The 26,760-nt window shown below is 37.1% G+C and carries 25 protein-coding genes and 2 pseudogenes; 10 read left to right on the top strand and 17 right to left on the bottom strand.

The window, feature by feature from the left end; genetic code table 11:
- Positions 1-26: 26 nt before the first annotated feature.
- Positions 27-1,184, bottom strand: coding sequence for a substrate-binding domain-containing protein (locus ACYPXO_RS08035; RefSeq protein ID WP_459640068.1), 1,158 nt, complete (start codon positions 1,182-1,184; stop codon positions 27-29).
- A gap of 296 nt (positions 1,185-1,480) precedes the next feature.
- Between ACYPXO_RS08035 and pflB the strand changes: the two genes are divergently transcribed.
- From pflB to ACYPXO_RS08010, 5 genes are all read left to right on the top strand, one after another.
- On the top strand, positions 1,481-3,592 hold the full coding sequence (gene pflB, locus ACYPXO_RS08030; RefSeq protein ID WP_459640067.1) for a formate C-acetyltransferase: 2,112 nt from the start codon (positions 1,481-1,483) through the stop codon (positions 3,590-3,592).
- A gap of 25 nt (positions 3,593-3,617) precedes the next feature.
- On the top strand, positions 3,618-3,860 hold the full coding sequence (gene grcA3, locus ACYPXO_RS08025) for an autonomous glycyl radical cofactor GrcA3 (RefSeq protein WP_009462180.1): 243 nt from the start codon (positions 3,618-3,620) through the stop codon (positions 3,858-3,860).
- Positions 3,861-4,018: 158 nt separating this feature from the next.
- The gene (gene pflA, locus ACYPXO_RS08020; protein ID WP_459640066.1) at positions 4,019-4,777 is read left to right on the top strand and encodes a pyruvate formate-lyase-activating protein; all 759 of its coding nucleotides are present in this window, start codon (positions 4,019-4,021) and stop codon (positions 4,775-4,777) included.
- A 101-nt stretch (positions 4,778-4,878) separates the two neighbouring features.
- Positions 4,879-5,049: a DUF362 domain-containing protein gene (locus ACYPXO_RS08015; RefSeq protein ID WP_459640065.1), complete on the top strand. Its 171-nt coding sequence runs from the start codon at positions 4,879-4,881 to the stop codon at positions 5,047-5,049.
- A 197-nt stretch (positions 5,050-5,246) separates the two neighbouring features.
- Positions 5,247-5,822, top strand: coding sequence for a MerR family transcriptional regulator (locus tag ACYPXO_RS08010; RefSeq protein WP_459640064.1), 576 nt, complete (start codon positions 5,247-5,249; stop codon positions 5,820-5,822).
- Positions 5,823-6,171: 349 nt separating this feature from the next.
- On the opposite strand, the pseudogene ACYPXO_RS08005 reads toward ACYPXO_RS08010, so the two are convergent.
- Positions 6,172-6,405, bottom strand: a pseudogene (locus tag ACYPXO_RS08005) (integrase core domain-containing protein); the annotation flags it as partial.
- Positions 6,406-6,409: 4 nt separating this feature from the next.
- Between ACYPXO_RS08005 and ACYPXO_RS08000 the strand changes: the two are divergent.
- Positions 6,410-7,296 (top strand): annotated as a pseudogene (locus ACYPXO_RS08000) (ISL3 family transposase); the annotation flags it as partial.
- A gap of 159 nt (positions 7,297-7,455) precedes the next feature.
- Here the strand turns inward: ACYPXO_RS08000 and dnaB are convergent.
- The 11 genes from dnaB to ACYPXO_RS07945 form a co-directional block, all read right to left on the bottom strand.
- Entirely contained in the window at positions 7,456-8,796 is a 1,341-nt protein-coding gene (dnaB, locus tag ACYPXO_RS07995) for a replicative DNA helicase (protein ID WP_459640063.1), read from the bottom strand.
- 12 nt (positions 8,797-8,808) lie between these two features.
- A complete protein-coding gene (rplI, locus tag ACYPXO_RS07990; protein ID WP_459640062.1) occupies positions 8,809-9,255 on the bottom strand; it encodes a 50S ribosomal protein L9 in 447 nt (148 codons plus the stop codon).
- 1 nt (position 9,256) lies between these two features.
- A complete protein-coding gene (locus tag ACYPXO_RS07985; protein ID WP_459640061.1) occupies positions 9,257-11,299 on the bottom strand; it encodes a DHH family phosphoesterase in 2,043 nt (680 codons plus the stop codon).
- 119 nt (positions 11,300-11,418) lie between these two features.
- Positions 11,419-12,435 carry a UDP-glucose 4-epimerase GalE gene (galE, locus tag ACYPXO_RS07980; RefSeq protein WP_459640060.1) on the bottom strand — a complete coding sequence of 339 codons (1,017 nt, stop codon included), beginning with the start codon at positions 12,433-12,435 and terminating at the stop codon, positions 11,419-11,421.
- A gap of 39 nt (positions 12,436-12,474) precedes the next feature.
- On the bottom strand, positions 12,475-13,587 hold the full coding sequence (locus ACYPXO_RS07975; RefSeq protein WP_459640059.1) for a phosphotransferase enzyme family protein: 1,113 nt from the start codon (positions 13,585-13,587) through the stop codon (positions 12,475-12,477).
- Positions 13,587-14,513: a nucleotidyltransferase family protein gene (locus ACYPXO_RS07970; RefSeq protein WP_459640058.1), complete on the bottom strand. Its 927-nt coding sequence runs from the start codon at positions 14,511-14,513 to the stop codon at positions 13,587-13,589. The genes ACYPXO_RS07975 and ACYPXO_RS07970 overlap by 1 nt, the downstream gene beginning before the upstream one ends.
- A gap of 192 nt (positions 14,514-14,705) precedes the next feature.
- Positions 14,706-14,873, bottom strand: a complete 168-nt coding sequence (locus tag ACYPXO_RS07965) for a DUF6903 family protein (RefSeq protein WP_009462204.1) — start codon at positions 14,871-14,873, stop codon at positions 14,706-14,708.
- 12 nt (positions 14,874-14,885) lie between these two features.
- The gene (locus tag ACYPXO_RS07960; protein ID WP_459640057.1) at positions 14,886-15,761 is read right to left on the bottom strand and encodes a carbohydrate ABC transporter permease; all 876 of its coding nucleotides are present in this window, start codon (positions 15,759-15,761) and stop codon (positions 14,886-14,888) included.
- A gap of 15 nt (positions 15,762-15,776) precedes the next feature.
- Positions 15,777-16,667: a carbohydrate ABC transporter permease gene (locus tag ACYPXO_RS07955; RefSeq protein ID WP_459640056.1), complete on the bottom strand. Its 891-nt coding sequence runs from the start codon at positions 16,665-16,667 to the stop codon at positions 15,777-15,779.
- Positions 16,668-16,749: 82 nt separating this feature from the next.
- Entirely contained in the window at positions 16,750-18,120 is a 1,371-nt protein-coding gene (locus ACYPXO_RS07950; RefSeq protein ID WP_459640055.1) for a carbohydrate ABC transporter substrate-binding protein, read from the bottom strand.
- A gap of 142 nt (positions 18,121-18,262) precedes the next feature.
- On the bottom strand, positions 18,263-19,150 hold the full coding sequence (locus tag ACYPXO_RS07945; RefSeq protein ID WP_459640054.1) for a LysR family transcriptional regulator: 888 nt from the start codon (positions 19,148-19,150) through the stop codon (positions 18,263-18,265).
- 102 nt (positions 19,151-19,252) lie between these two features.
- Between ACYPXO_RS07945 and ACYPXO_RS07940 the strand changes: the two genes are divergently transcribed.
- The 4 genes from ACYPXO_RS07940 to ACYPXO_RS07925 are packed head-to-tail and all read left to right on the top strand — an operon-like array spanning position 19,253 to position 22,171.
- Positions 19,253-19,831: a chromate transporter gene (locus ACYPXO_RS07940; RefSeq protein ID WP_459640053.1), complete on the top strand. Its 579-nt coding sequence runs from the start codon at positions 19,253-19,255 to the stop codon at positions 19,829-19,831.
- On the top strand, positions 19,828-20,373 hold the full coding sequence (locus ACYPXO_RS07935) for a chromate transporter (RefSeq protein WP_459640052.1): 546 nt from the start codon (positions 19,828-19,830) through the stop codon (positions 20,371-20,373). The genes ACYPXO_RS07940 and ACYPXO_RS07935 overlap by 4 nt, the downstream gene beginning before the upstream one ends.
- A 48-nt stretch (positions 20,374-20,421) precedes the next feature.
- Positions 20,422-21,246 carry a helix-turn-helix domain-containing protein gene (locus ACYPXO_RS07930; RefSeq protein WP_459640051.1) on the top strand — a complete coding sequence of 275 codons (825 nt, stop codon included), beginning with the start codon at positions 20,422-20,424 and terminating at the stop codon, positions 21,244-21,246.
- A 37-nt stretch (positions 21,247-21,283) separates the two neighbouring features.
- On the top strand, positions 21,284-22,171 hold the full coding sequence (locus tag ACYPXO_RS07925; protein WP_459640050.1) for a helix-turn-helix domain-containing protein: 888 nt from the start codon (positions 21,284-21,286) through the stop codon (positions 22,169-22,171).
- Between the two features lie 126 nt (positions 22,172-22,297).
- On the opposite strand, the gene gnpA is transcribed toward ACYPXO_RS07925, so the two are convergent.
- The 4 genes from gnpA to ACYPXO_RS07905 all read right to left on the bottom strand — a co-directional run.
- Positions 22,298-24,463, bottom strand: coding sequence for a 1,3-beta-galactosyl-N-acetylhexosamine phosphorylase (gene gnpA / locus ACYPXO_RS07920; protein WP_459640049.1), 2,166 nt, complete (start codon positions 24,461-24,463; stop codon positions 22,298-22,300).
- Between the two features lie 108 nt (positions 24,464-24,571).
- On the bottom strand, positions 24,572-25,603 hold the full coding sequence (locus tag ACYPXO_RS07915; protein ID WP_459640048.1) for a M42 family metallopeptidase: 1,032 nt from the start codon (positions 25,601-25,603) through the stop codon (positions 24,572-24,574).
- A 189-nt stretch (positions 25,604-25,792) separates the two neighbouring features.
- Positions 25,793-26,269 (bottom strand): hypothetical protein, encoded by a 477-nt coding sequence (locus ACYPXO_RS07910; RefSeq protein WP_459640047.1) that lies wholly within the window; start codon positions 26,267-26,269, stop codon positions 25,793-25,795.
- A 140-nt stretch (positions 26,270-26,409) separates the two neighbouring features.
- On the bottom strand, positions 26,410-26,760 hold a 351-nt coding region (locus tag ACYPXO_RS07905), incomplete at its 5' end, for a group II intron maturase-specific domain-containing protein (protein ID WP_459640046.1).

Raw genomic sequence — 26,760 nt, 5'->3', positions numbered from 1 at the left:
AAATCAGGGGAAATTCCCCTGATTTTTTAATACAACATTCTCTTAATTGTCTTCTTATTCATATTATCTTTTGTCACCCAAATAAATCCCGAATCAATAAATGCCTGATTTCCCATTCCGAGTGATGCCCTCGATGCTGAAATAACTGTTGCATAACCCATTCCATATGGATTTTGTACAATCAGTCCGTTTACTCTTCCGTCTTTCAACGCTTTCAACTGACTTTCACCGCCGTCTACCGAAACAATTTTCAAATCACTGTCTTCTTCCAACGCTTTTAATAGTTCTTCATTTACATTGATGTTAGTTGAAAAGCAGCCTTTAATATTTGGATTTTTCTTCAACACATACTGAATTGCTTCCGTCTGTGTTATCTCTTCGGGAAGAACATCTTTCTCTCCCTCTTTTTTATTCTTATTCTTCTCGGCAGCAATCACCTTTGACATCTCTTCCAAATCATCTAAATGATATACAAGAGGTACTTTAATATTCGGATGACTTTCCTGCATCTCTTTTAAAAATCCTTCTTCACGCAATTTTGCACTCGTAGATTCTTTATCATGTACAAACAATGCCACTTCACCCTCGTCCTCTACAATAGAAGACAATTTTACAGCACCTGTCTTCCCGATTTCACTATTATTAGCCGAACACATCGCCTGAATATTTTTATAATCACTTCCCGAGTCAAAAGCCACAATCGGAATACCATTTTCTGCAGCCAAGTCAAACTGTACTTCACAGGCAGTAGAATCAATAATCGCTATTCCAACCGCAACCGGATTTCTCGCCAGTTCCTCGTCCAAAATATTAATCTGTTCCTCGATATTCTCACCTTTTGCAGACCCGCTGTAATTTACTTTAATCTTATCTTCACCCTTATATCCTAAAGCGGTATTCAAATCTTCCGCCGCTCTTTCTGCTCCTGCTTTTACTTCATTCCAAAATTCGCTGTCGCTGCTCTTTCCTATTATAGATATGTAAGAACCCGGTTCAAGTTTGATTCCTGATACGTCACTGTATGCAATCGGATTTAATACATCAAGATTTCCCTGTCTTTCATTTACCTTTCTTCCTTCATCCTGTGGTGCAACATTCTCCTTCTGCGTATCCGATGAAGCACATGAAGAAAATAACACCGCAGTGCAAACTAAACTTAAAAACACCTGTAACTTTCTTTTCATCTTTTTATACACTCCTAATTACTTTACATTGTTTTTTTGCTACTGTTACTATACACTAATTTTGTGAAAAAAGAATAAATATTTTCTTAATTTTACAATTTGCCTACCGGAAAATTGTATCAACTTGTATACTGTATTCAATTTAGTACAATCTAACCGCCTTTCTGCTATTGACGGTTTCCCTATTTTTCCTTATAATCTAGGCGTAGTGAATATTTTAACAAACTAAAGAATGGTGTATAAATACACTCTTCTGGTGACATTATAAAGTAAACATATTTAGGAGGATTTTTAAAATGGAAAAAAACTGGAATTCTAGTTGGGACGGTTTTAAACCTGGTCGTTGGAATCGTACATCTGTAAATGTCCGTAACTTCATTCAGGAGAACTACACTCCATATGAAGGAGATGATTCTTTCTTAGCAGGACCAACAGAAGCAACTACAAAACTTTGGGCTCAGGTAATGGACCTTTCTAAACAAGAGCGTGAAGCAGGCGGAGTATTAGATATGGATACAAAAATCGTATCTACAATTACTTCTCATGGACCTGGATACTTAAACAAAGACTTAGAACAGATTGTTGGTTTCCAGACAGATAAACCTTTCAAACGTTCTCTTCAGCCATTTGGCGGTATCCGTATGGCACAGAATGCTTGCCACGAAAACGGATATGAAGTAGATCCTGAAATTGTAAAAATCTTTACAGAATACAGAAAAACACACAATCAGGGTGTATTCGATGCTTACACACCGGAAATGAGACTTGCAAGAAAATCTGCTATTATCACAGGTCTTCCAGATGCTTACGGACGTGGACGTATCATCGGTGACTACCGCCGTGTTGCATTATACGGAACAGATTGGTTAATCGAAGACAAAAAACAGCAGTTAGCAACTTCTTTAGTAAGAATGACAGGAGATAACATCCGTCTTCGTGAAGAATTATCTGAACAGATCCGTGCACTTGGTGATTTGGCTAAATTAGGTGAAATCTACGGATACGATATTACAAAACCTGCTTCAAATGCAAAAGAAGCAATCCAGTGGTTATACTTCGGATACCTTGCAGCAGTTAAAGAACAAAACGGAGCTGCTATGAGTCTTGGACGTACTTCTACATTTATCGATATCTATATCCAGCGTGACTTAGACAGAGGATTAATCACAGAAGAACAGGCTCAGGAATACATTGACCACTTTATTATGAAATTACGTCTTGTTAAATTTGCACGTACACCTGAATATAATGCATTATTCTCAGGTGATCCAACATGGGTAACAGAATCAATCGGTGGTGTTGGTGTTGACGGACGTCCACTTGTTACAAAAACATCTTTCCGTTACTTACACACATTAGATAACTTAGGAACTGCTCCAGAACCAAACTTAACAGTTCTTTGGTCAACACGTTTACCACACGCATTCAAAGAATACTGTGCTAAAATGTCAATCAAATCATCTTCAATTCAGTATGAAAACGATGATTTAATGCGTCAGACTCACGGAGATGACTACGCAATCGCTTGTTGTGTATCTTCAATGAGAGTTGGTAAAGAAATGCAGTTCTTCGGAGCTCGTGCAAACCTTGCAAAATGTTTATTATACGCTATCAACGGTGGTGTTGATGAAAAACTTAAAATTCAGGTTGGACCTAAATATCGCGCAGTAGAAGGCGATGTACTTGATTACGATGATGTAATGGCAAAATTCGATGACATGATGGAATGGTTAGCAGGACTTTATGTAAATACATTAAATATCATTCACTATATGCATGATAAATACTCTTACGAAAAACTTCAGATGGCTCTTCATGACAGAGATGTTAAACGTTACTTTGCTACAGGTATTGCAGGACTTTCAGTAGTTGCCGACTCTTTAAGTGCTATTAAATACGCAAAAGTAACACCTGTAAGAGATGAAGACGGATTAGTTGTAGATTACAAAGTAGAAGGAGATTTCCCTAAATACGGAAACAACGATGACCGTGTTGACGAAATCGCAGTTGAAATCGTTCGTTCATTTATGGACAAAGTAAGAAAACACCACACATATCGTCACGGTGTTCCAACAACTTCTATCTTAACAATTACTTCTAACGTAGTATATGGTAAGAAAACAGGTAACACACCTGACGGAAGAAAAATGGGAGAACCATTAGCACCGGGAGCAAACCCAATGCACGGACGTGACTCTCACGGCGCATTAGCATCACTTGCATCAGTTGCTAAAATCCCATTCAGACACGCTCAGGACGGTATTTCAAATACATTCTCTATCATTCCTGGAGCGTTAGGAAAAGAAGACCAGATTTTCGCTGGAGATCTTGACTTAGACAGAATCGAAGAATGTGGAAATCAGGCTTGTAACATTCCAAACATTATGGAAAGTATTGACAACGAATAATAAAACAATATAGGAGGAAATCACTATGGCAGTAAATCAGCAGCAGATTGATAACTTAGTAAATATGTTAGACGGTTATGTAGAACAGGGTGGACACCACTTAAACGTAAACGTTTTCACTAGAGAAACATTATTAGACGCTCAGAAACACCCAGAAAACTACCCACAGTTAACAGTTCGTGTTTCTGGATACGCTGTAAACTTTATTAAATTAACAAAAGAACAGCAGGACGACGTTATTTCACGTACATTCCACGAAGGTATGTAAGCGATAAAATTCATACGTTAGTAAAAGCCGGACAGGGTCATGCTTGCATGAAAGCCTGTCCGGTTTTCTGCTAGCGGATTGGACGCACATATATCAGAAAAATATCCATGCAATGACGGAATATGCGAATATATAACGTATAAAAGGGGGTTTTTACTATGACGAAAGGTTATATTCACTCTATCGAAAGTTGTGGAACAGTTGACGGTCCCGGAATCCGTTATGTTGTTTTTCTTCAAGGCTGCCCAATGAGATGTCAGTATTGCCACAATCCTGACACTTGGAAAGTAAACGTAGGCGAACAACATACTGTTTCAGAAGTCTTGGAAGGTTTCTACACAAACCGTCCGTTTTATCGCAATGGCGGTGTAACCGTTACAGGCGGAGAGCCGATGATGCAGATGGACTTTCTTATTGAATTATTTACTCAATTAAAAAAAGACGGAGTTCATACCTGTATCGATTCCTCAGGAGTTATGTTCCAGCCGGAGAACAAAGTTTTTATGAATAAATTAAATATTCTTCTCGGACTGACCGATTTAGTTATGCTAGACATTAAACACATTGATGACGAAAAACACAAGGATTTGACAGGACACTCAAACAAAAATATTCTTGCTTTTGCAAAATATCTTGATGAAAAAAATATCCCTGTATGGATTCGTCACGTTGTCGTTCCGGGAATCACTCTTTATCAGGAATATTTAGAGCGTTTAGGGAAATTCATAAGCACACTAAACAACGTGAAAGCTCTTGACGTTCTTCCATATCATTCTATGGGAAAAGTAAAATATGAAAATTTAGGCATGAATTATCCTTTAAAAGATACCCGAGAAGCAACAAAAGAGGAAGCCGCTGCCGCAAAAAGCATTATCCTCTCTGCTTATAAAAAAGGTAAAACAGAAAACTTGTACTAAATTCAGAGCATAAATTCTCTTGTATCTTTCTTTATTTTGTATTAGAATAGTTTTTATAAACGGTGAAGCAATTTACCAGATTAAAAAGGAGGATACATACTATGGCACACGTAATTAGTGATGAATGTGTAAGCTGCGGTTCTTGTGAAGCAGAATGCCCAGTAGGAGCAATCTCTCAGGGTGCTGAACACTACGAAATCGATGCTGACGCTTGTGTAGACTGTGGTGCTTGTGCAGCACAGTGTCCAACAGGAGCAATCTCTGCTCAATAATAATAAATTATATATTGGACAACAATCTAAAGAGAGTATTGTGGATCATTACGATTGAGCAATACTCTCTTTTTGCAATAGAAAAATTCCCTCGAATATTGTCAAAACTTGCGGTCAAAACTTTCTAAATTCCCCCATATTTTATGGTATGATTAAGATGTCTTAAAACGATATAGAACAACTTAGGAGGCGATTGTATGGGCGAAGTCCATTATATGATTTCTGAGGCATCCAAACGGGTCAATGTGGAAACACATGTCCTTAGATACTGGGAAGAAGAACTGGAACTTCCTATCGGACGTACGGAAATGGGGCATCGGTACTATACAGAAGAGAACATACAACTATTTCGTTGTATCAAAGAACTGAAAGAACAGGGAATGTTTTTAAAAGACTTAAAAAACATGATACCTGACATCATCCGTCTAAAAGAACAGAAAATGGCACAGGCAAAAGAAATGAACGAAGTGACGGTTTCCAGAGCCGAAGTTGTGCAAGATCAAAAGCGTGAACAGGTACAGGCGCTTCTCGGACAGGCTTTTCAAAATATCCTTGCACAAAACAACAAAATATTAGAAGACTCTGTTACGAGAGCCGTAAGCGAAAAAGTAACAAAAGAAGTTAGTTTTCTCTTACAGGCAAAAGAAAGACAGGAGGAAGAACGTTTCAAAAAACTGGATTCTCTTATTCGCCAGCAACAATCCTTGCGGAAAGAAGCGGGAAAATCTCCTGCAAAAAAACTCCGCCGTCTGCTCGGTGCCGGAGAAATTTAAAAAGGGGACGGGGTGATTTAAGAAAAGGGACACAGCAAATCTCAATCGGGGACGTAGTGAAATGAAAAAACACGGCTCTAAAATAAATGTTGGGGTGGATACTTTTAAATAAATCATCTATCCCAGCATTTTTCATTTTATTTAAAAGTCAAGACCACCGGCTTAGCCGGTGGCTTGCTTTGACCCTATAAGGATCTATTACCGACACTAGAGTCTAAAGACTCATCAAAATAGGTCCGCCAAGCGCAACATCATTTACTCACTAAGCCCTAAAGGGCTTATTTTATTTGTTATGTTTGTTGTGGTCAAGCTTTTTTGTAACACTACGACCTAATTTCTGTCACAGGGGTTATGCAACCCCGTAGCGTGCCTCGTAAGTCGTTTTGTAGTTATTATAAGAATGCAGTCGTACATGATTATATTGTACATACGCAAATTCTTCGATTGCTGTGTAGAGTTCTTTCTCTATGCAGTAATAATGCTGGTAAATAAGATCATTTTTCAATGTATTGAAATATCTTTCCATAGGAGCATTATCATATGGATAACCTGCTTTACTCATACTCTGAGTGATACCAAGATCCTATAGAGCGACAAGACTAACTGCTTTTATCGCCTCTCCCCTGCATAACTCTCAAAACATTAAGGAAACGGCAAGACAGACTAATGTTTCCATCTCCACTGTCGGAAGAGTTTTAGATACGATTTCTTACTCCAGAAGAAAGTTTTCTACGGCCATCTCCATTGATGAGTTCCGTGGAAATGCTTCTACCGGTAAATTCCAATGTATTCTAGTCGAACCAGTAAAACACAAGGTTCTAGACATTCTTCCGGACAGACAATACAGCCATTTGGTATCTTACTTTTCTTCTATTCCTAAAGATGAAAGGTATCGAGTAAAACACTTTGTTTGTGATATATGGAAACCCTACATAGAACTGGCATATACTTACTTTCCAAATGCGGAAGTCATTATTGACAAATACCATTTCATTAGGCAAACCACTTGGGCTATTGAAGGCGTGCGAAAGAGATTACAAAAAGCAATGCCTGCTCAACTGCGGAAATACTATAAACGAAGCAGAACACTCATCTTAAGCAGATATAATAAACTCAAAGACGAGAATAAAACAGCTTGTGATTTAAGGCTTCTATACAACGACGACTTGAGAAGAGCGCATTATCTAAAAGAAAAATTTTATGAACTTTCTCAGAATCCTAAGTATTCCGAACAACGAAAGACTTCTTCGATTGGATTAAAACGGCCGAATCCTCTGGATTAAGTGAGTTTGAAAAGGTTGCTAAAACCTATCGCACATGGTCTAAGGAAATCCTAAATGCTTTTAAATATGCACATATCACAAATGGTCCAACCGAAGGATTCAATAATAAAATAAAAGTCCTGAAACGAACATCATATGGAATCAGAAATTTCCAACGTCTCAGAACTCGTATTTTTCTTGTAACCAATTAATTTTAACAGATTGGCTCTTGAAGTTTTGTTTACCATGCAATAAAACAGATGTTTTTACACAACAACACTAAAATGCCTTCAAACGCAACAATGGAGCGGGATTTTCAAATCCCACCCCAACTATTGACTTAGAGCCCATATTGAGAGTTTTTACTAATTCTATTCTTTCTTTAAATAATTCGCAAATTTTGTATAATTTGGCAGCCATGTCAAATTAACCGTACCAATCGGACCGTTTCTCTGTTTAGCTATAATAATTTCTGCTACATTCTTCATTTCCGTATCTTTATTATAATAATCATCACGGTAAATAAACATAACAACGTCCGCATCCTGCTCAATCGCACCGGACTCACGCAAGTCTGACATCATCGGTCTGTGATCTGGACGCTGTTCTACAGCACGGCTCAACTGAGATAAAGCAATTACAGGAACATTTAATTCCCTTGCCAATCCTTTCAGAGAACGAGAGATTTCCGAAATCTCCTGTTGTCTTGACTCACTTCTTCCTCCTACACGCCCTGTCATCAATTGCAAGTAGTCGATAATAATAATATCCAAACCTTTTTCCAACTTGTATTTTCTACACTTCGAGCGTAATTCAGAAATAGAAATGCCCGGAGTATCGTCAATAATCAAATTAGATTTTCCTATAATTCCTGCCCCTTCAATCAATTTCTCCCAGTCAGAGTCTTTTAAATTACCTGTTCTAAGTAATTGTGCGTCCACTTGAGATTCAAGAGAAAAAAGACGGTTTACTAACTGCTCTTTTGACATTTCCAAACTGAAAATGGCAACAGACTTATTCTCCTTAAATGCAACGTGCTGGGCAATATTCAGTACAAATGCCGTTTTCCCCATAGATGGTCGGGCGGCAACTAAAATCAAGTCCGAAGGCTGTAAGCCTGAAGTCTTGTAATCCAAATCTAAAAATCCTGTAGGGATACCTGTAACCGTTCCCTTGTTTTTAGATGCTTTCTCAATTCTTTCCAAAGCGTTTAATACAACCTGTTTAATCGGAACAAAATCACCTGAATTTCTCTTCTGTACAAGTTCAAACACCCGTTTTTCCGTCATCTCGAGAACTGCCTCAAGTGGTTCTTTCGCCAGATAACAGGTATTTGCTATTTCTTCATTTAATTTAATCAGTCGGCGTAACATCGACTTTTCAGACACAATATCCGCATAATATTTTATATTTGCGGAAGTCGGAACTGCAGTCACCAAATCTCTTACAAATTCCAAACTACTAATCTCAGCCGGAACGTCTTTTTCTTTCAAACGCTCCTGAAGAGTAATCAAATCTACCGGTTTTCCTTCATTAAATAACTCTACAATCGCATCAAAAATAACCCCATATGCCGTCTGGTAAAAATCTTCACCGCTGACAATTTCTGCTGCCGTCATAATTGCATCTTTGTCCATCAGCATCGCACCGACAACCGATTGCTCCGCCTCTATACTATGCGGCAAAACTCTTTTGATGAGTGCCTCGTCCATGCGGTTTTCCTCCTAGCCTTCCGTTACATTTACTTTCAATTCTGCAACTACTTTCTGGTGTAATTTAATCGGAACAATATGTGTTCCTAATGTTTTAATCGCATCTTTCAACTGAATTTTCTTCTTATCAATATCGTAACCCATTTGTTTTTTTACTTCGATAGCAATTTCTTTTGTGGAAATAGATCCGAATGTTCTTCCGCCTTCTCCAACTTTGATTGGAACAACTATTTTCCCTGCTTCAATCTTTTTCGCAAGTTCCTGCGCCGCTTCCAACGCTTCCTGTGCAAGTTTTTCTTTATTTGCATTCTGTAATTTTAAATCATTTAAGTTTTTGTTTGTCGCTTCCAAACCTAATTTTTTTGGTAAAATAAAGTTTCTTGCATATCCGTCATTCACATTTACAATCTGTCCTTTTTTTCCAAGTGATTTTACATCTTCTAATAATATTACTTTCATTTTAAATATCTCCTTCTTCAATCATCACATCTATTGTCTGTTTCAATACATCAATCGCCTTATCCATATCCGTATGTGTAAACTGTGCTCCGGCAGTATTCATATGACCGCCTCCGCCGATTCGTTCCATAATAATCTGCACATTCACTTCATCAATAGACCTTGCACTGACATATATCTTTCCATTATACTGTGTCAGAACAAAAGATGCCTTTACTCTTCCAATGTCAAGCAGTTCATTTGCTGCTTGTGCACCCACAATAGTAGGACTGTCAATTTTCATATTTTCACTGCGGGCAATAGCATAAATATCTCTATATACTTCCGCACTGCTTATAATTCCTGCTTTTGCACGATATGTTTCCATATCTTCACGGAACATCTTCCTTACAAATGTAATATCTGCTCCGCATCTTCTTAAAAATGCTGCCGCCTCAAATGTACGGACACCTGCTCGGTTCATAAAATTGTTCGTATCAATCATAATTCCCGCATACAGACTGCTCGCTTCCATGGACGGAAGTTTCACATCATCTACAATGTACTGTAAAATTTCCGCAACCATTTCACAGGTGGAAGAAGCATACGGTTCAATATAAGAAAGAACCGCTCCCTCAATCACATCACTTCCCTGTCTGTGATGGTCTAAAACAACTATCATTTTTGCCCAATCGAGCAGTTCTTCACACTCTACCAACTCACGCTTATTCGTATCTACAACCACTACCATTGTGTTGCTATCCACATAGTCTTCCACATTTCTGGATGTAAGGAACATATCATCAGGGTATGATGGATTTTTCGTAAACGACTCATAAAGCGGACGCACGGAACTTGTAATATCATTGATAACAATATGTGCTTCCTTTTCCATCTCCGTTACAGCACGGTAAATACCGATACCTGCACCAAACGAATCCACATCTCCTATTTTATGCCCCATAATAATAACACGGTCTTTCGCTGCGATAAACTCACGAAGCGCCTCCGCTTTAACACGGGCTTTCACTCGTGTATTCTTAGAGGTCTGTTCTCTCTTTCCACCGAAATACTCAATTCCTTCGGAAGATTTAACTACAGCCTGATCTCCCCCTCTTGCAAGTGCAAGGTCAATAGATACACGGGCATAGTTATAACTCTGCGCATATGTATCATTACTAAGCCCAAAACCAATACTGAGAGTTGCCGGAACATCATTTCCGACATTTACGTTCTTAACTTCTTCCAACACGGAAAAACGGTCTTCCTTCATCTGCTCAAAGAAATGTTTCTTAATGACAATAAAGTATTTGTCTTTCTCTAATTTCTTCGCAATTCCGTCTACATTTGCGATATACTGGTTAATTTTACGGTCAATCAGCGCCACAAGAAGACTCTGTCTTACTTCCTCTACACTGTCCATAATCTCATCATAATTATCAATATAAATCAAACCGGAAACAAGACGCTGTTCATCGTTCTCTCTGATATATGTCTTCAACTCCGTAATATCTCTAAAACACGCCGTAATAAAATAATCCTTTCCTTTCGGAATTTCCACAAGCGGCTCTGCCTCGTTAAAATCTTGCACGGAAATCTTAGAAAACTCAACTTCGTAATCTCTATCCCCATATGAAATTTCCGTCTTTGACTTCTCGCCTTCCTTTGCCGGAAACAGCCCTCTATTTAACTCTGGGATATACTTACTTAAATATTTTTCTCTTCTGCCACCCATTAACTCGGAAAATTGTTCATTTACCCAAATAACATTTCCGTCTTCTAAAAGAATAACATATGGGATTGACAGTTCCTTTAATAACACATTCTGAACTGCTCCATACTGTCCTGCAAATTCCACAAGTTCTGACAATAACAGTGATTTATTATAGAAATAAAGGATTCCTACAATCACTCCGTAAATCAAAACAAATGCCGTCATCACGAATCCTGCTTTTTTGTCAATCTGATAAATCCATATGTTCATTGCCACAAGTAAAATCATCATAATTGCCGGCCACTGCATATACAGTCGAAGTTGTCCTTTAAACTGAATTTCTCTCTTCATATACCTACCCTCTACAAAATTCAATATGATATTCTATTATACCACCCTTCCTCCTTTTTTGAAAGGAATAAAAAAATAGATTGTGTTAAGATAAACACAATCTATTTTTCGTTCGTTTCTTATTCTTCATATCCGTTTGGATTGTTTGACTGCCATCTCCATGAATCTTCGCACATTTCGTCCAATCCTCTTTCTGCTTCCCATCCTAATTCTGCTTTTGCTTTCGCAGGATCAGCATAGCAAGTAGCAATATCTCCGGCTCTACGTGGTTTGATTTCATATTTGATTTCTTTTCCACACGCTTTACTGAATGCTTTTACCATATCAAGAACTGAATATCCGTTTCCTGTTCCTAAATTATAAACACATACGCCTGCTTTTTCTTCAATTTTCTTTAATGCTTTTACATGACCTACTGCAAGGTCTACTACATGGATATAATCTCTTACGCCTGTTCCGTCATGTGTATCGTAATCATCGCCGAATACTCCTAAACATGCCAATTTACCAACTGCTACCTGAGTAATGTATGGCATTAAGTTGTTTGGAATACCTTTTGGATTTTCTCCGATTGTTCCGCTCTTATGTGCTCCAACAGGGTTAAAATAACGAAGTAATACAACATTCCATTCTGGGTCTGCTGTATGGAAGTCTGTTAAAATCTGTTCCAACATTGATTTTGTCCAACCGTATGGATTTGTACACTGTCCTTTCGGGCATTCCTCTGTAATCGGAACAAATGCAGGATCTCCATATACTGTTGCAGACGAACTGAAAATAATATTTTTTACTCCCGCTTTTCTCATTGCATCACAAAGTACCAATGTACCTGCAATATTGTTATCATAGTATTCCAACGGTTTCTGAACAGATTCTCCTACTGCTTTTAGACCTGCAAAATGGATAACTGCATCAATATCTTCTTTAGCAAAAATATCATCCATCGCTTTCGCATCACGAATATCTGCCTCGTAAAATTTAATTGGTTTTCCTACAATCTTTTCTACACGATTCAACGCCTCAGCACATGAGTTACACAGATTGTCAACTACCACTACGTCATATCCTGCCTGAATTAATTCAATGCATGTATGGCTTCCGATATACCCTGCTCCACCTGTTACTAAAATTCTCATCTCTCTACCTCCTATATTTGCATTGTTAAACGTTACCTGTTATTCACTGTATTTTTTTACAATTTCCTGCATTGTATCCCATTTTGCTTCCATATCTTCCACAAGTTTAAACTGTGTACGACAACGATCTAAGTTGTGTCCTTCACGGTGTATTTTGAAGTAATGATCTCCTTCTAAGTAGTCTGTTAAGAAACGCATTCCACATTCAAATGTCATGACTTTTGCACCCATCGGAAGCATCTCAATTTCTTTCTGTGTCAAGCGTCCGCCGCATCCTTCAATGTATCCTTTTGTATAAATTTCAAATAATCCCATATCACAGGAAACTTTGCTTAAATCCTGTTCATCTTCCGCTGCCGTACTTGCACCAAAACGGATTGAATCACCAAAATCATTCATCGCAAGCCCCGGCATAACCGTATCTAAATCAATGACACAGATACCTTTTCTTGTCGCATCATCAATCATAATATTATTTAATTTTGTATCATTGTGTGTTACACGAAGCGGAAGTTCCCCTTTTGCAAGCATATCGCCAAATACATTTGCCACCTCTTCATGTGCAAGAACAAAATCAATTTCTTTTTGTACAGTTGCCGCACGACCGCAGACATCTTCTTCCACTGCTTTTTTGAATACGGCAAAACGTGCTTTCGTGTCATGGAAGCCTTCGATTGTTTCATGAAGTGTTTCAGCCGGATATTCTGCCAGCAGACGCTGGAAGTTTCCAAAAGATACTGCACTCTGATAGAAGTCTTCCGGTGTTTCTACCGCATCATAACTTGTCGCACCTGTAATAAATTTGTATGCTCTCCAATATTCTCCTTCCGAATCCACAAAATATGCATTTCCTTCCGCTGTAGGAATAACATTTAACGTTTCTCTCTCCGGATCTCCGCCATTTTCAATAATACGTTCTCTTAAATAAGAAGTAACACCTAAAACGTTTTCCATTAACTCTACCGGTTTTGTAAAAATGCTCTTGTTCATTCTCTGAAGAATTACCTTTTTCTCACTGTCATTTTCTTTTAATGTCACTAAATATGTATCGTTAATATGACCGCTTCCGTATGGTCTTACATCAACTAATTCTCCTGCAAACTGATAACTTTCAATTGCTTCTTTCTGTCCCTGACTCATTTCTGCTGCCATTATTCTTCTCCCCACAATTTTTCCGGATATAATCCGTCCTCTTTCATTTTTCTAATTGCTTCCACTACAACTGGTTTATCTTCTTTATAAGTTACACCAAACCATTTATCTTTTGAAGATAATACAGTAACTTCTGCACGTCCCGCCTTTTCTAAATCATCTACAACTGTAGGTAGGAAATATTCGCACTTCATTGGATTTTCCTCAATTCCTTTTTCCAAAAATGCCGGAAAACCTGCTTTGATTTCATCTAAAATGCTTCTTGTAAATCCCCACATATTCATTGATACAAGAGTTTCACCCGGTACAAATGTCCATGTTTCTCCATCATCTTCCGTAAACGCAATCTTTCCATCACGCTTTTCAATACGCGTTCTTTCCTGAATACCTTCTAACTTGCCATCATCGCTTACCTGACAGATTCCACGGGCAACGTGTCCATTATCTGTAACGGTATTCTGTAATTCATATCCCACCATTGTATAGCGATATTTATCATCATCTTCATGTGTAGATAAATAATTATAAATTGTCTGGAAAGCATGTCTTCCATAATAATCATCGGCATTAATCACTGCAAATGGTCCGTCAATTTCATCAATGGCACTCAATACAGCGTGTGCTGTTCCCCATGGTTTCACACGACCTTCAGGAACTGAAAATCCTTCCGGAAGATTATTAAGATCCTGGAATACATATGCAACTTCCATGTGGTTTGCCATGCGCTTTCCGATTACTTCTCTAAAGTCCGCTTCATTTTCTTTCTTAATAATAAAGATAACCTTCTCAAATCCTGCTCTCTTTGCATCAAAAATTGAGAAATCCATAATAATGTGACCCTGTTCATCTACTGGATCAATCTGTTTTAATCCACCGTAACGACTTCCCATACCTGCCGCCATAATTACTAATACTGGTTTTTTCATTTTTCCGCCTCCATCACGTTTTTTCTAACTATATTTTATACTATCTATTATTTTATATCAACTGAATTTGTAAATCTTTAGGTGATTTCTTTCTATCTTTGCACAATCGTCCTCAATTCATAGTTCTTTGAACTTTCTACCTTTTCCGTTCGTACAACTAAAAAAGGGTATCGCTTGCGATACCCCTTTTTCTTACTTAAATCTGTGATTGTAAACAAACAAAAGTGTTAAAAGTCCTATCAGACCCACTATCTCCATCATCAATCCCGAAACCGAAATATTTCTCTGTCCGATAATGATCAAGGCTAAGGAAATAACGAAAACAATGCACATGATAATATTTCTCACTGAATTTTTCATTACATCTACCTCCTAACCTTTCAATCCGCCGAGAGTCATACCCTCTGTCAAACGTTTCTGAACTGCGATATATAAAATCAACGTAGGTAACATAACGATAACTAAACCTGCGTACATGATACCATAATTTGTCGCTGTTTTTTCTACTGCCATTAAGTTTTTCAATCCCATTGCCAATGTATCATTTCCGTCCATCAATGTATAAGCAATAATATACTCATTCCAGAATGACAGGAAGTTAAATAAAATAACTGTAATAATACTTGGTTTTGCCATTGGAATCATAATCTTAACCATTGTTTTGAAATACCCACAACCGTCTATATAAGCCGCTTCCTCAAATCCTTTTGGAAGTGTTTGGAAATAACCGCTCAACAGATATACCGTAAACGGTAATGCACTCGCCGCATAAACTAAAGCCAGTACAAAACGGTTATTTAAAAGGAATTCCATTCCTAACGCTTTATCTACTTCACTTAACATTAAGAAGATTGGAACTACGATATAACTGATATTTACAAATAAACCAGCCATAAATCCCATATTTAAGATTTTTCTTCCCTTGAAGTTAAATCTTGAAAGTGCGTAAGATGCAGGCAAAGCTAATACAAGAAGTAAAATCAATGCCAACGCTGTAACAATTACAGAATTAATAAAGAAAGTTCCCATATTTGCATCTCTAAATGCTACAACAAAGTTTTGGAAGAAAAATTCCTTTGGTAATGACCAAGGGCTAACATTCGCTCCAATAAATTCTGAGTTTTGTTTTAAACTCGCCATAAACACCCATGCAACCGGTACGATAATCGAAATTGCTAACGTAAAGAGAGCCACATAGATGAATAATTTATAGATAAAACTGGTTGGTTTTCTATGCTTGTTTTCCATTTTTGCTCTCCTTTCCTAAAATTCGTATACTTCACGGTCAGTAATCTTGTTTACAACTCCCGCTAAAATGAAGGAGAATAAGAAGATAACTACACCGATTGCCATACCATATCCATATGCACCGTTACCATATGCTTGTTTATACATATAGTTTAATCCTACTTCCGTTTTTCCGTTTGGTCCACCGTTTGTCATAATCTGAACAAAAAGGAAACTTAAATTGATTGTACTGATAATGTAGAATGTTAATGTTGTACGGATATTGCTCCAGATTAATGGGAATGTAATCTTAAAGAACATCTGTAATTCCGTAGCACCGTCAAGTGATGCCGCCTCATAATAATCAGGTGGAATTGCAGCCATACTTGCCATATACATAACCATATAATATCCGATTGCCTGCCATACAAGCGCAAAGATTACAGAGTAAATAACAATATTAGGCTCTGCCATCCATTTATGTGCCAATCCGTCCAAATGAATTGCCTCTAAAAATGTATTTAACAAACCTGTGCTTGGATTGTAAATTGCTCCAAAAATACCTGCAATAACAACGATTGACAAAATATTTGGAATATAGAAGATAATACGGAAGAAGTTCTTTCCTCTAAATGTTCCTCTATTTAACAATGCTGCAAATAAAACAGCAAGCACGATTGTGCATAGCATTACAAGTACGATAATCAAAATCGTATTCTGCATAGCCTGTAAGAAACTCTTATCTCCCATTAATGTTTTAAAGTTCTCAAGTCCGATAAATTCTTTCTTATTTGTAATACCACCCATACGGTATAAAGACATACGAAATACATCAATTGTCGGAATAAAGATAAAGAGAACTAACAAAATTGTAGCCGGAGCCAAACAAGCAAAGATAAATCGTCTTTCTGAGCGTTTTCTGTTCATAAATCTTATCCTTCTCCTTTAAAAAACGGTGAGTCATAACAACTCACCGTTTGTAATAACTAACTTAAACTACCTTGATTAATTATTCTACGTTTTCTGCTAATTTTTTCCATGTATCAACTAATAATTTGTTGTAGTCTGCTGCTTTCATTTCTCCTGAGTTCAAAGCATCGATTGAACCATATACAGTTGCTTTCATATCAAAACCTTCGATTGGTTTTGTTGTTGCCCATGCACCAGATACTGTTTCGTATCCTTCTGCGTTTGCTAATGTATAAGTGTCTTTAATTGTTCCTTCAGCTAATTTGTCAGATGCTCCAACAACAGGTGCTACGATTGGTGCTGGTGATGTTTCACCTGTTTCTTTGTTAGTTGTTTCGTTTGCTAGCATTAAATCTACAACTTTGTCTGAGTACATAAATTTAACAAAGTCTTTTGCTAAGTCCATCTGTTCTGCTTCTGCAGGTACCCACATCTGTTCTGTAAATGTGTAGATGAAGTGTTTTTCATCGTTTGCACTGAATTTAGGTGGTGCCATCATACCCCATTTGAAATCTTTAGGAGTAGAGTTAGCCATTTCACCGATTACCCAGTTACCGTTTGGCATAAATAATGCTTTTCCATCGATTACGTTCTGCTGATTAAGTTTAAATCCACCTTCTGCATTTGCATTAGCAACTGTGTCAGGGTGAACATATTTTGGCTGAGCAATTTTTGAAATTGTATCAGAAACTTTCTTACCTGCTTCTGATGTCCATGTATCTTTGTCATAGTTAACTGCTTTATTGTAGAAATCAATTCCGCCAGCCTGTGCTAACATCTGATACATTGTTGTATCAAAGTAACTTGGAATTGGATATGTGAGCAATGAAACTCCGTCTGCTTTTGCCTTGTCACCAAGTGCAAAGAACTCATCCCAAGTTGTTGGAAGGTCATATTTTTTGTTTGGTCCTTCAAATAAATCTTTGTTGTACCATAAACCTGTTGGTGTGTATGTGATTGGTGCTAAATAGATTTTACCATCACCATATGGCTGTGCTGCTGCATTGTCTGTAATACCAGGAACTAATTTTTCTTTTAATTCATCATCAAATACATCAGAGATGTCAGCAATTGCTTTTTCTTTTAACATTGTTTCTGTAAAACCACTTGGTTGTCCCAAGTTGTAGTATACAACGTCAGGTACATTTCCGTTCTTAATATCTTTTGTTAAGTCTTTGTCCAATTCAGATGAAAGGTGTAATTCTACATCAACATCTTTATTTTCCTCTTCAAAAGCCTTCTCAATATTTTTCCAAATCTGTGCTCCGTTACCACCTTCAAATGCTGCTACTTTAAGAACTGTTTTTCCGTCCTTTTTAGCATCTTTGTCATCTTTGCTACCGCATCCTGCTGCTAATGTAGCAATCATGGCAACTGAAAGTAAAAGTGCTGTCACTTTTTTCATTTTCATAATTAACTTCCTCCTTTTGTTAATTCTGTTCATTTTCTAATCATTATATTACACTACTTCCGTCAATTTTTCTATAGCAATCTTGTCTTTCTTTTTATATATATTGCTATCGGATATTAAAAAACACTAAATTTATAAAAAACTATATTTTATCTGGGACTTCTTTTCGGCATAGTTCCATAAACGCCTTTGCCATAGGGGTAAAATATTTATTCTTATGATAAATAATAGAAAACTCTCTCGAAATAGAGAAATCCGACACTTCCACAAGAGATACTACTCCTTGTTTTAAATCATCCTTCACAAGAAGATAAGGAAGAATAGAAATCCCTAAATTCTGTGAAACCGCACGGGTAATCGCCTGTGTACTTACACTTTCCCATAACACTTTGCAGTTCATCTGATAATATCCCATACTTTCGTCAATCACATCTCTGACAGCGCTTCCCTTCTCCCGCAAAATCATCGGGTATTTCTCCAGTTCCTTTAACGCCACACATTTCTTTTTTGCCAATTCGCTTTCCGGTGCACATATAAAACAAAGAGGATCATCCATTAATCGCTCATTTTTTAACTGTTCATAATTATTTTTCCCCTCCACCAATGCAAGATCAATCTGATTATCCAAAAGTTTCCGCTCAACCGTATCCGTGTTATGAATAAATACATTTACCTCTATTTCAGGATATTGTTTCTGAAACTCACATACAAGTTTAGGCAAAATAAAATTTCCTATCGTAATACTTGAGCCTATTCTTAATCCGCCTTTATTATTCCATGTTTTCACTCTTTCTTCCATCTCATCAAATAAGGAAACAATGTGAAGCGCATATTCATACAACCATTTCCCCTGCTCTGTAATATAAATTCGTTTTCCTATACGGTCAAAAAGTCTTATCTGATAACGACTTTCCAATTCTTTAATTGCAAGGCTCACTGCCGGTTGCGTCATATGTAAATCGTCTGCTGCCCTTGTAATACTTTCTTTTTGGTAAACTGTAATAAAAATTCTTAAATGCCGAAGTGTCATTTTCTCTCCTTATATTGTTTTACTTATCATTTATATATAATAATATTATTTGAATTATGTTTTTATCCGATTATACTATGTGAATAAGGAGGTTGTAAATATATGGAACAAAAACTACATAAAAAACAAATTTTGAAAAAACTATTTTTTTCCACACTATATTTAAGTACATTCACTTTCGGAGGTGGGTACGTTATCGTTTCCCTAATGAAAAACAAATTTGTAGACGAGCTTCACTGGATTGACGAAACTGAAATGATGGATTTAATATCTATCGCCCAATCTTCTCCGGGAGCTGTTGCCGTCAACGGTGCAATCGTAGTCGGATATAAACTTTGCGGACTGGCAGGTATAGGACTTTCTATACTCGGTGCAATCATTCCACCTTTTGTTATTATCTCGATTATTTCAGGCTTTTACACCCTATTTCAAAGCAATCCTATTATCCAATCACTTTTAACAGGTATGCGTGCAGGAGTGGGAGCAGTTATCGTTTCAGTCGTATGGGATATGGGATATGGTGTAATAAAAGGAAGGCATTTTCTTCCTATTTTTATTATGATAAGCGCTTTTATCGCCAACTACTATTTTAAAATCAATATTCTTTTTATTATTTTCATCTGTATTCTGTTTTCTGTATGCAAAACAGTCTTTGATGCAAGAAAGGAGAAGCAACAATGATTTATCTGCAACTTTTTCTCAGTTATCTACAAATCGGAGCATTCAGTTTCGGAGGTGGATATGCTGCCATGTCACTGATTCAGGCACAAGTTGTCGACAAATATCACTGGCTGACTATTGGGCAATTCACCGATCTCGTAACGATTGCAGAAATGACTCCCGGGCCTATTGCAATCAATTCTGCTACTTTTGTAGGCACACAAATCGGAGGCTTTTTCGGCGCATTATGTGCTACTGTCGGCTGTATTCTTCCTTCCTGTATCATCGTTACCTTACTGGCAAAATTATATATCAAATACCGTAACGTAACCATTATGCAAAATATTTTAAGTACTCTTCGCCCCGTTGTCGTTTCCATGATTGCCGTAGCGGGACTTGCCATTCTACTCACCGTATTTTTCCCAAACAGAACGGATTTCAGTGTCCGTGGAACACTGATTTTTATCACAGCACTTGTTCTTCTGAGAAAAACAAAATTACAGCCTGTCACAGTTATGATCGGATGTGGAATCTTTGAACTGATATGGCAATTCATTTGTTGAATTTTTAATGAAAACCTTATATAATGATGTAACAAAGGAGGGTAATACATGAGCAATCAGAACTATCGTCTTGAAGAAAAAGCCTTAGAAAAAATTGACGCCCGTCTATTGTACATCACAGAAGCACGTTATGGAAAAGACTGGCATAGCATCGTGCACACCCACCATTTTACAGAGTTATTTTTCGTTACACACGGAGAGGGAAATTTTATTGTTGAAAATCAAAGTTTTCCGGTAAAAGAAAATGATTTAGTTATTGTGAACCCAAACGTTTCACACACTGAGTCGGGCAACGAAGGTACGCCTTTGGAATACATTGTCCTTGGCATCAACGGTCTTCAATTCAAAACAGACGGAAAATTCGACTATAGTATTCACAACTTTCTGCATAATAGAGAACAGGTCTATTTTTATTTAAAAGCCCTTCTTCACGAAGTGCAGACAAAAGAAGAAAATTTTGAATCCATATGCCAAAACCTTTTGGAAATTTTGATTTGGAATATTATGCGTAAAACGAAAACAACTCTTTCCGTTGCACCGACTAAGAAAATCACAAAAGAATGCCGGTTTATCGAACAATATTTGGATGAACATTTTATGGAAGATATTACTTTACAGACACTGAGTGATTTAACTTATCTCAATAAATATTATCTCGTACACGCTTTCAAACATTATAAAGGAATTTCTCCTATCAATTATCTTATTGAAAAACGCATTTCTGAGGCAAAACATTTATTAGATACAACAAATTACCCAATCGCAAAAGTTGCCTCCGTAGTCGGTTTTTCATCACAATCTTATTTTTCACAGGTATTCCGCAAAGAAACCGGATTATCTCCGAACGAATATCGCAAATCTCTGGAAAGTTAATGTTCTAACTTTGCCAAAGAAATGGGAGGGCATATTAATGAGTTATAAAAGTGTAAATCTTGAAAATACTCTTTCGATTAAAAATGTATTTACCATACACTATTTTGAATATATGAGTGATTTTTCCTTTGCCGGAGAATCTCATGATTTTTGGGAATTTGTATTTGTAGATAAAGGAGAAATTGATATTTACATGGACAATATCCATACCCGCCTGAAAAAGAGAGAAATCGCTTTTCATAAACCAAATGAATTTCATCGCCTACAGGCGACCGGAAGTTCCGCACCAAATCTTGTTGTCATTTCTTTTTCATGTAACAGTCCTGCCATGGACTTTTTCAAAGAGAAGATTTTGACAGTAGACGATTTAGGCAAAGCACTTTTAGGTGATATTATCAAAGAGGCAAAACAGTTGTTTGACTGTCGATTAGATGACCCTTATCTGACGGAAATGACAAAGAAAGAGGACAAACCAATCGGAGCAGAACAGTTAATCCGAATAGAACTGGAACACTTTCTTCTTCATTTACTCAGATGTTCACAAAACACAAATTCTCCCGCATTTCCTAAGACAACAGCATCTAAAGGAAGTTCTGAGATTTTCAACCGTGTTTTAGATTATATGGAAAGTCATTTAGAATGTCGTCTGACAATCGACCAGTTATGCAAAGAAAATATGGTAGGACGTTCCCAATTGCAGAAAATTTTTCAGCAGAAAACCGGACTTGGCGTAATCGAATATTTCTCTCATATGAAAATCGATGCCGCCAAACAGATGATGCGTACAGATTTTATGAACTTTACGCAGATTTCCGAATCTTTGGGATACTCCTCTATTCATTATTTTTCAAGACAATTCAAAAAAATTACGGGAATGACCCCGTCTGAATATGTTTCCTCCGTCAAAGCACTGGCGGAGAATTAAATGTGACTAAACTGTGAAAGGGGACGTAGTAAAATTAAAAAATACTACGTCCCCTTTCACAGTTTCTTCACAAAAAAAGCATCACCGATGTACATTCCATACTCGATAATGCTTTTTCTTTTCTATTTAGATTTCATACCAAATGATTTCATTTGCATCTAAGTCTAAGTCAAAACTTGTTCCGTCACCTTTATACACAGTTGTGCTCTGTGGTTCATATGTGTTGTTTACTACACAGTATTTACCGTTTTTCACATATGCGTGTACTTCTACATTGAAGTTTGAGCTGAACCATTTGTGTAAGTTTTCTTCATCATGTGAAGACCAGATGATTGAACGATATAAAAGTCTGCTATTTTCAAAACTATATGGAAGACCACTGATATATACACAGCGTCCATTTCCAAATTCGTTTACGGCTAATTGTACTTCTTTGTCAATCTGTCTTAAAATAGTTGTTCCGTCTAATGCGAAAATGTTCTTTTCACCCTCACCGAAATCAATATCTTTTGTGCAGTCTTCTTTGATAAAGTGGTCATGCTCTTCCCAGTTATATTTATCTGTATTTAAATTAAATCCGTTTTCTTTTTCTACGCCAAGTGCATTTGCAAGTTGGAAGAAACGTCCTTCCCACTGGTATGCAGTCGGTTCACCTACACCGATAAATCCGCCACCGTTATAAATGAATTTCTTAACAGCTGTTACAACTGTTTCATCAATCCAGTTTGCTCCACCACTGTGTGCAGTATAAGCGTCACCTACGTTGATAACTACATCAATGTCGTCTAAAATTGCAGGATTTTCTTTAATATCGTCAAAACTGATAAATTTCACATCAAATGGTGCACCTGAAAGTGCTTCAATAATTCCCGCATAAGAGTAGTTTTGTTTCTGATATAAAGCGTGGTGAACCATATGATTTCCCCATGCTCTCATTTTACCCCAACTGTTTAATACAGCAACTGTTTTTACGCAGTAAGGAGTTGTTCCTTTAATATTTTCATATAATGTACGGAATTCATCACATACGCTTTCCACATAGTCGATAAACTCTGGGAACTGAAGTGCAAGTTTCAAGTATCCGCCGTATCCGATTCTGTCAATTGGTTTTCTTAAAATAGCACGGCGTGCTGTTACCCAGTTTACTTTTGCTTCTTTTACCGGATCTCCACCTTCATGGAATGTATCAGGGAAGAAATATGGAAGGAAACGTCCCTCTGTATATTTTACATTCGGAATATCACTAATCAAACGTAAAGTAGAACCGTTTCCGACACTTCCTACTACTGCGTCTAATCCGATTGTCTTAAACTCATCCATAAATGGTTCCATACCAATCCAGTGGTCACCCAAGAACATCATTGCTTCTTTGCCAAGTTCATGTGTAAGGTCTACCATTTCTTTTGCTAATTTGGCAACTTCTCTTCTCTGGAATGCTTGGAAATCACGGAATTCTTTAGAAGGAATACGGTACTGATTGTTCATGTATCCTTGGTCGATAATAAATTCCGGTCTAAATTTATATCCTACTTCTTTTTCAAACTGTTCCAAAATATATGGACTTACAGATGCTGAATATCCATACCAGTCTACATATTTTTCTCTCGCCATTTCATCAAAAATTAATGTGAACTGATGGAAAAATGTTGTATAACGGATAACATCAATATGTGGATTATCTTCAATATATTTACGAAGACGTTTCATTGTAAATTCTTTTGTTTTTGGCTGACGAACATCAAATGTGATTTGTTTTTCTACATCTTTCCAGTCATTTACAACCGCATTGTACATATGTACCGGATCCCACATAATGTATGCAAGAAAACTTACTGTATAATCATGGAAAGGTTTTGCTCCGTGAATTGTCACATCTCCTGTTTCTTCACTGTAATCCCATTCTGTTACAGGAACAACCTCTCCTGTTGTACGGTCAATTACTTCCCACCATCTTGTAATGTCATCGTGAGAGTTTACTTTTAACATATCAGGATATAAATGATCCATTAAATGAATAGATAATTCTGTATCTACTGCTGTATGGAAAGATGTCATAATATACATCTGCTGAATTTCATCAGGATTTGCCTTTGCCCACGCATTATCCTTTCTTGTTGTATAATATGTTGAATATACTTTCGCATCTACATCTCTTAATTCTTCCGGATAATCTGTACCGTCACAGTCACGAATGGCGTCTGCTCCCCATCTTTTTACTAATTCCAGTGTTTCCGGTACTACGTCAACATCTGTAGGTATAGTTACTCTTCCGGTCATTTTCTCTTTGCTCATAACTTTCTCCTCTCTAGTCTTTATTTATTCAGTATATAAAAATATGCTGTTTCCGTCTATGCGATTTTTGTTCACAATTTTATATATATTGCTTTTTTATAAAATTTCTTATATTACATAATTTAATGCCAATTCAAATGTATTCTTAACCCCATCTCTGTGCGTTCTTTCATATCCGTGAGAAGCATATACGCCTGAACCAATTAGTGCATGACGAACATCTCTTCCTGCTGTCATGGCTGCTGCCGTATCCGAGCCATAAAAAGGATAAATGTCTACCGCATAATCTAAATTATTTGTTTTAGCAACGTCAATCAATTCATTTACCATTTCAAAATGATATGCACCTCTTCCGTCTTTTGCACAAATAGAAACCTGTCTTTCCGTACAAGTTAGGTTATCACCTACACATCCCATATCAATAGCCAAAATATCTTGAATATCATCTGTAATTCCACAAGCTGCCCCATGTCCGACTTCTTCATGTACGGTAAAGAAAATCTGTACATTTCTTTTTAAGCATCCTTTATGCTCACTTACATATTTTGCAATAGCAAGTAAAATGCCTGAAGACGCCTTGTCATCTAAAAAACGGCTCTTAATGTAACCGCTCTCTGTTATACGAAATCTAGGCTCTACCATAATGAAATCTCCTGCACAGATACCTAATTTTTCTACATCTTCCTTACTGCTTACATTTTCATCTAACACGACTTCTAAGTTAGTAAACTTTCTTTCCTCATTAATATCAGGATTTACATGAACAGAAGCGTTTGCCAACTGAATTGTTCCCTCGTATGTTTTCTTATCTCTTGTTAAAACACGAACATTTTCTGTTTCAATATTATTCTGATTAAGTGTTCCGTTGGAAATGGCAAGTCTTCCATCTCCTTTTATGTAATGTACAAACGCCCCTAATGTATCAACATGCGCCATCATCATTAAAGGATTTCCTTCTCCGCCGAGATTTGCAATCACTCCACCCTTTCTGAGTGTACGCACTTCAAATCCCATATGTTCAAGTTCTTCCTGTAAATATTTCACTACGTTATAGTGATAGCCTGTCGGACTATCAATGGAAATCAATTTTTCAATCTGTTCCACCGCATAATCATGATACACTGTGTTATTTTCTGCCATCCTAAATACCTCCTATTTTTCCACAGAATATTTCTACCAATCATTGTAGCACACCGGATGAATTTTTTGTTAATTTTTAACTATTTTCATAAAAAAAGACTTCCCATGCACATTTCATGGAAAGCCTTTTTCTCATATCTTTATTCAACTACCTTCAAATCCACCCCCATCACTTCTTTTCCGTCCCTCTCAATACGCACTGCCGTATAAAGACTGCTTTTCTGCTCTGTAAAGTAGAAATCTGTCTTTACCGTCTGTTCTCTTTCCGCCCTCATCATTAAAAACTGTTGTAAATAAGAGAGGCACCGCCTGCTCATTTCCGTTTTTCTGAATAAGATACATTTTATACTCTGCCCCTTCAACATAAGTGTCTGTAGCCATTTTAACCTGTCCGAGAATAAATCCATATCCGTTCTCCTCTTCCTCTTTAAAGGACTTTTCTCCTCCCGATAAACTTATATAGTCCGGCACATCTTTGAGAAAATACTCCGACTTTGCATAACGCTGGAAGGAAACTTCTATATCTCCCTCTTTCGTCTGTGCAACATAATAATTTTCACTGATGGACGATTTGTACCAGCGATACGCTCCATAACAACCTCCTGCTAAAATTAAAACTACTATAGTAATAACAATGATAATCCCTTTACTCTGCTTTCTTTTCATCCGTCCTCTACTCCTTATTTTTCTTTTATTATACCATACCTCTCACCATCAAATCGAGTAGGAGAAATTTCTCATAAATGAGAAATTTCGACCTCTCACACCACCGTGCGTACGGTTCCGTACACGGCGGTTCAATCAACTTAACAAGTAACACACCTTTCGGTGTAGTAATCTAACATAGAGATTAGCCCAAATGAGGCTAGTCTCTTATTACTTATTGCTTGGCTTACATCTGATGCGCGGCAGACTCTTGCATACCCTTTGGAGTATGCAGGCCTCCATGCCGCCCATCTGGGCACTCCAAGTTTTATGAGATTCTTTGCACGATTCTGTGGTGTTTTCCAATGTTTCCATATGCACATACGAAGTCTATAGCGAATCTTTGAATCAAGTTTCGCACAAAGGGCTTTCATACTTCCTATCTTGAAATAGTTAATCCATCCTCTGATGAGTTGATTAAGTTTCTCTACCTTGCACGTGTTGCTAACACC

The organism is Faecalimonas canis, from assembly GCF_054601575.1.
The sequence above is the reverse complement of the archived record's forward strand: the minus strand, read 5'-3'. Positions and strand labels throughout refer to the sequence as shown.

Bases quoted from the DNA above. Each gene is read 5' to 3' on its own strand.
- ACYPXO_RS08035 (WP_459640068.1), bottom strand. From the start codon at position 1,184: ATGAAAAGAAAGTTACAGGTGTTTTTAAGTTTAGTTTGCACTGCGGTG.
- pflB (WP_459640067.1), top strand. From the start codon at position 1,481: ATGGAAAAAAACTGGAATTCTAGTTGGGACGGTTTTAAACCTGGTCGT.
- grcA3 (WP_009462180.1), top strand. From the start codon at position 3,618: ATGGCAGTAAATCAGCAGCAGATTGATAACTTAGTAAATATGTTAGAC.
- pflA (WP_459640066.1), top strand. From the start codon at position 4,019: ATGACGAAAGGTTATATTCACTCTATCGAAAGTTGTGGAACAGTTGAC.
- ACYPXO_RS08015 (WP_459640065.1), top strand. From the start codon at position 4,879: ATGGCACACGTAATTAGTGATGAATGTGTAAGCTGCGGTTCTTGTGAA.
- ACYPXO_RS08010 (WP_459640064.1), top strand. From the start codon at position 5,247: ATGGGCGAAGTCCATTATATGATTTCTGAGGCATCCAAACGGGTCAAT.
- dnaB (WP_459640063.1), bottom strand. From the start codon at position 8,796: ATGGACGAGGCACTCATCAAAAGAGTTTTGCCGCATAGTATAGAGGCG.
- rplI (WP_459640062.1), bottom strand. From the start codon at position 9,255: ATGAAAGTAATATTATTAGAAGATGTAAAATCACTTGGAAAAAAAGGA.
- ACYPXO_RS07985 (WP_459640061.1), bottom strand. From the start codon at position 11,299: ATGAAGAGAGAAATTCAGTTTAAAGGACAACTTCGACTGTATATGCAG.
- galE (WP_459640060.1), bottom strand. From the start codon at position 12,435: ATGAGAATTTTAGTAACAGGTGGAGCAGGGTATATCGGAAGCCATACA.
- ACYPXO_RS07975 (WP_459640059.1), bottom strand. From the start codon at position 13,587: ATGGCAGCAGAAATGAGTCAGGGACAGAAAGAAGCAATTGAAAGTTAT.
- ACYPXO_RS07970 (WP_459640058.1), bottom strand. From the start codon at position 14,513: ATGAAAAAACCAGTATTAGTAATTATGGCGGCAGGTATGGGAAGTCGT.
- ACYPXO_RS07965 (WP_009462204.1), bottom strand. From the start codon at position 14,873: ATGAAAAATTCAGTGAGAAATATTATCATGTGCATTGTTTTCGTTATT.
- ACYPXO_RS07960 (WP_459640057.1), bottom strand. From the start codon at position 15,761: ATGGAAAACAAGCATAGAAAACCAACCAGTTTTATCTATAAATTATTC.
- ACYPXO_RS07955 (WP_459640056.1), bottom strand. From the start codon at position 16,667: ATGAACAGAAAACGCTCAGAAAGACGATTTATCTTTGCTTGTTTGGCT.
- ACYPXO_RS07950 (WP_459640055.1), bottom strand. From the start codon at position 18,120: ATGAAAATGAAAAAAGTGACAGCACTTTTACTTTCAGTTGCCATGATT.
- ACYPXO_RS07945 (WP_459640054.1), bottom strand. From the start codon at position 19,150: ATGACACTTCGGCATTTAAGAATTTTTATTACAGTTTACCAAAAAGAA.
- ACYPXO_RS07940 (WP_459640053.1), top strand. From the start codon at position 19,253: ATGGAACAAAAACTACATAAAAAACAAATTTTGAAAAAACTATTTTTT.
- ACYPXO_RS07935 (WP_459640052.1), top strand. From the start codon at position 19,828: ATGATTTATCTGCAACTTTTTCTCAGTTATCTACAAATCGGAGCATTC.
- ACYPXO_RS07930 (WP_459640051.1), top strand. From the start codon at position 20,422: ATGAGCAATCAGAACTATCGTCTTGAAGAAAAAGCCTTAGAAAAAATT.
- ACYPXO_RS07925 (WP_459640050.1), top strand. From the start codon at position 21,284: ATGAGTTATAAAAGTGTAAATCTTGAAAATACTCTTTCGATTAAAAAT.
- gnpA (WP_459640049.1), bottom strand. From the start codon at position 24,463: ATGAGCAAAGAGAAAATGACCGGAAGAGTAACTATACCTACAGATGTT.
- ACYPXO_RS07915 (WP_459640048.1), bottom strand. From the start codon at position 25,603: ATGGCAGAAAATAACACAGTGTATCATGATTATGCGGTGGAACAGATT.
- ACYPXO_RS07910 (WP_459640047.1), bottom strand. From the start codon at position 26,269: ATGAAAAGAAAGCAGAGTAAAGGGATTATCATTGTTATTACTATAGTA.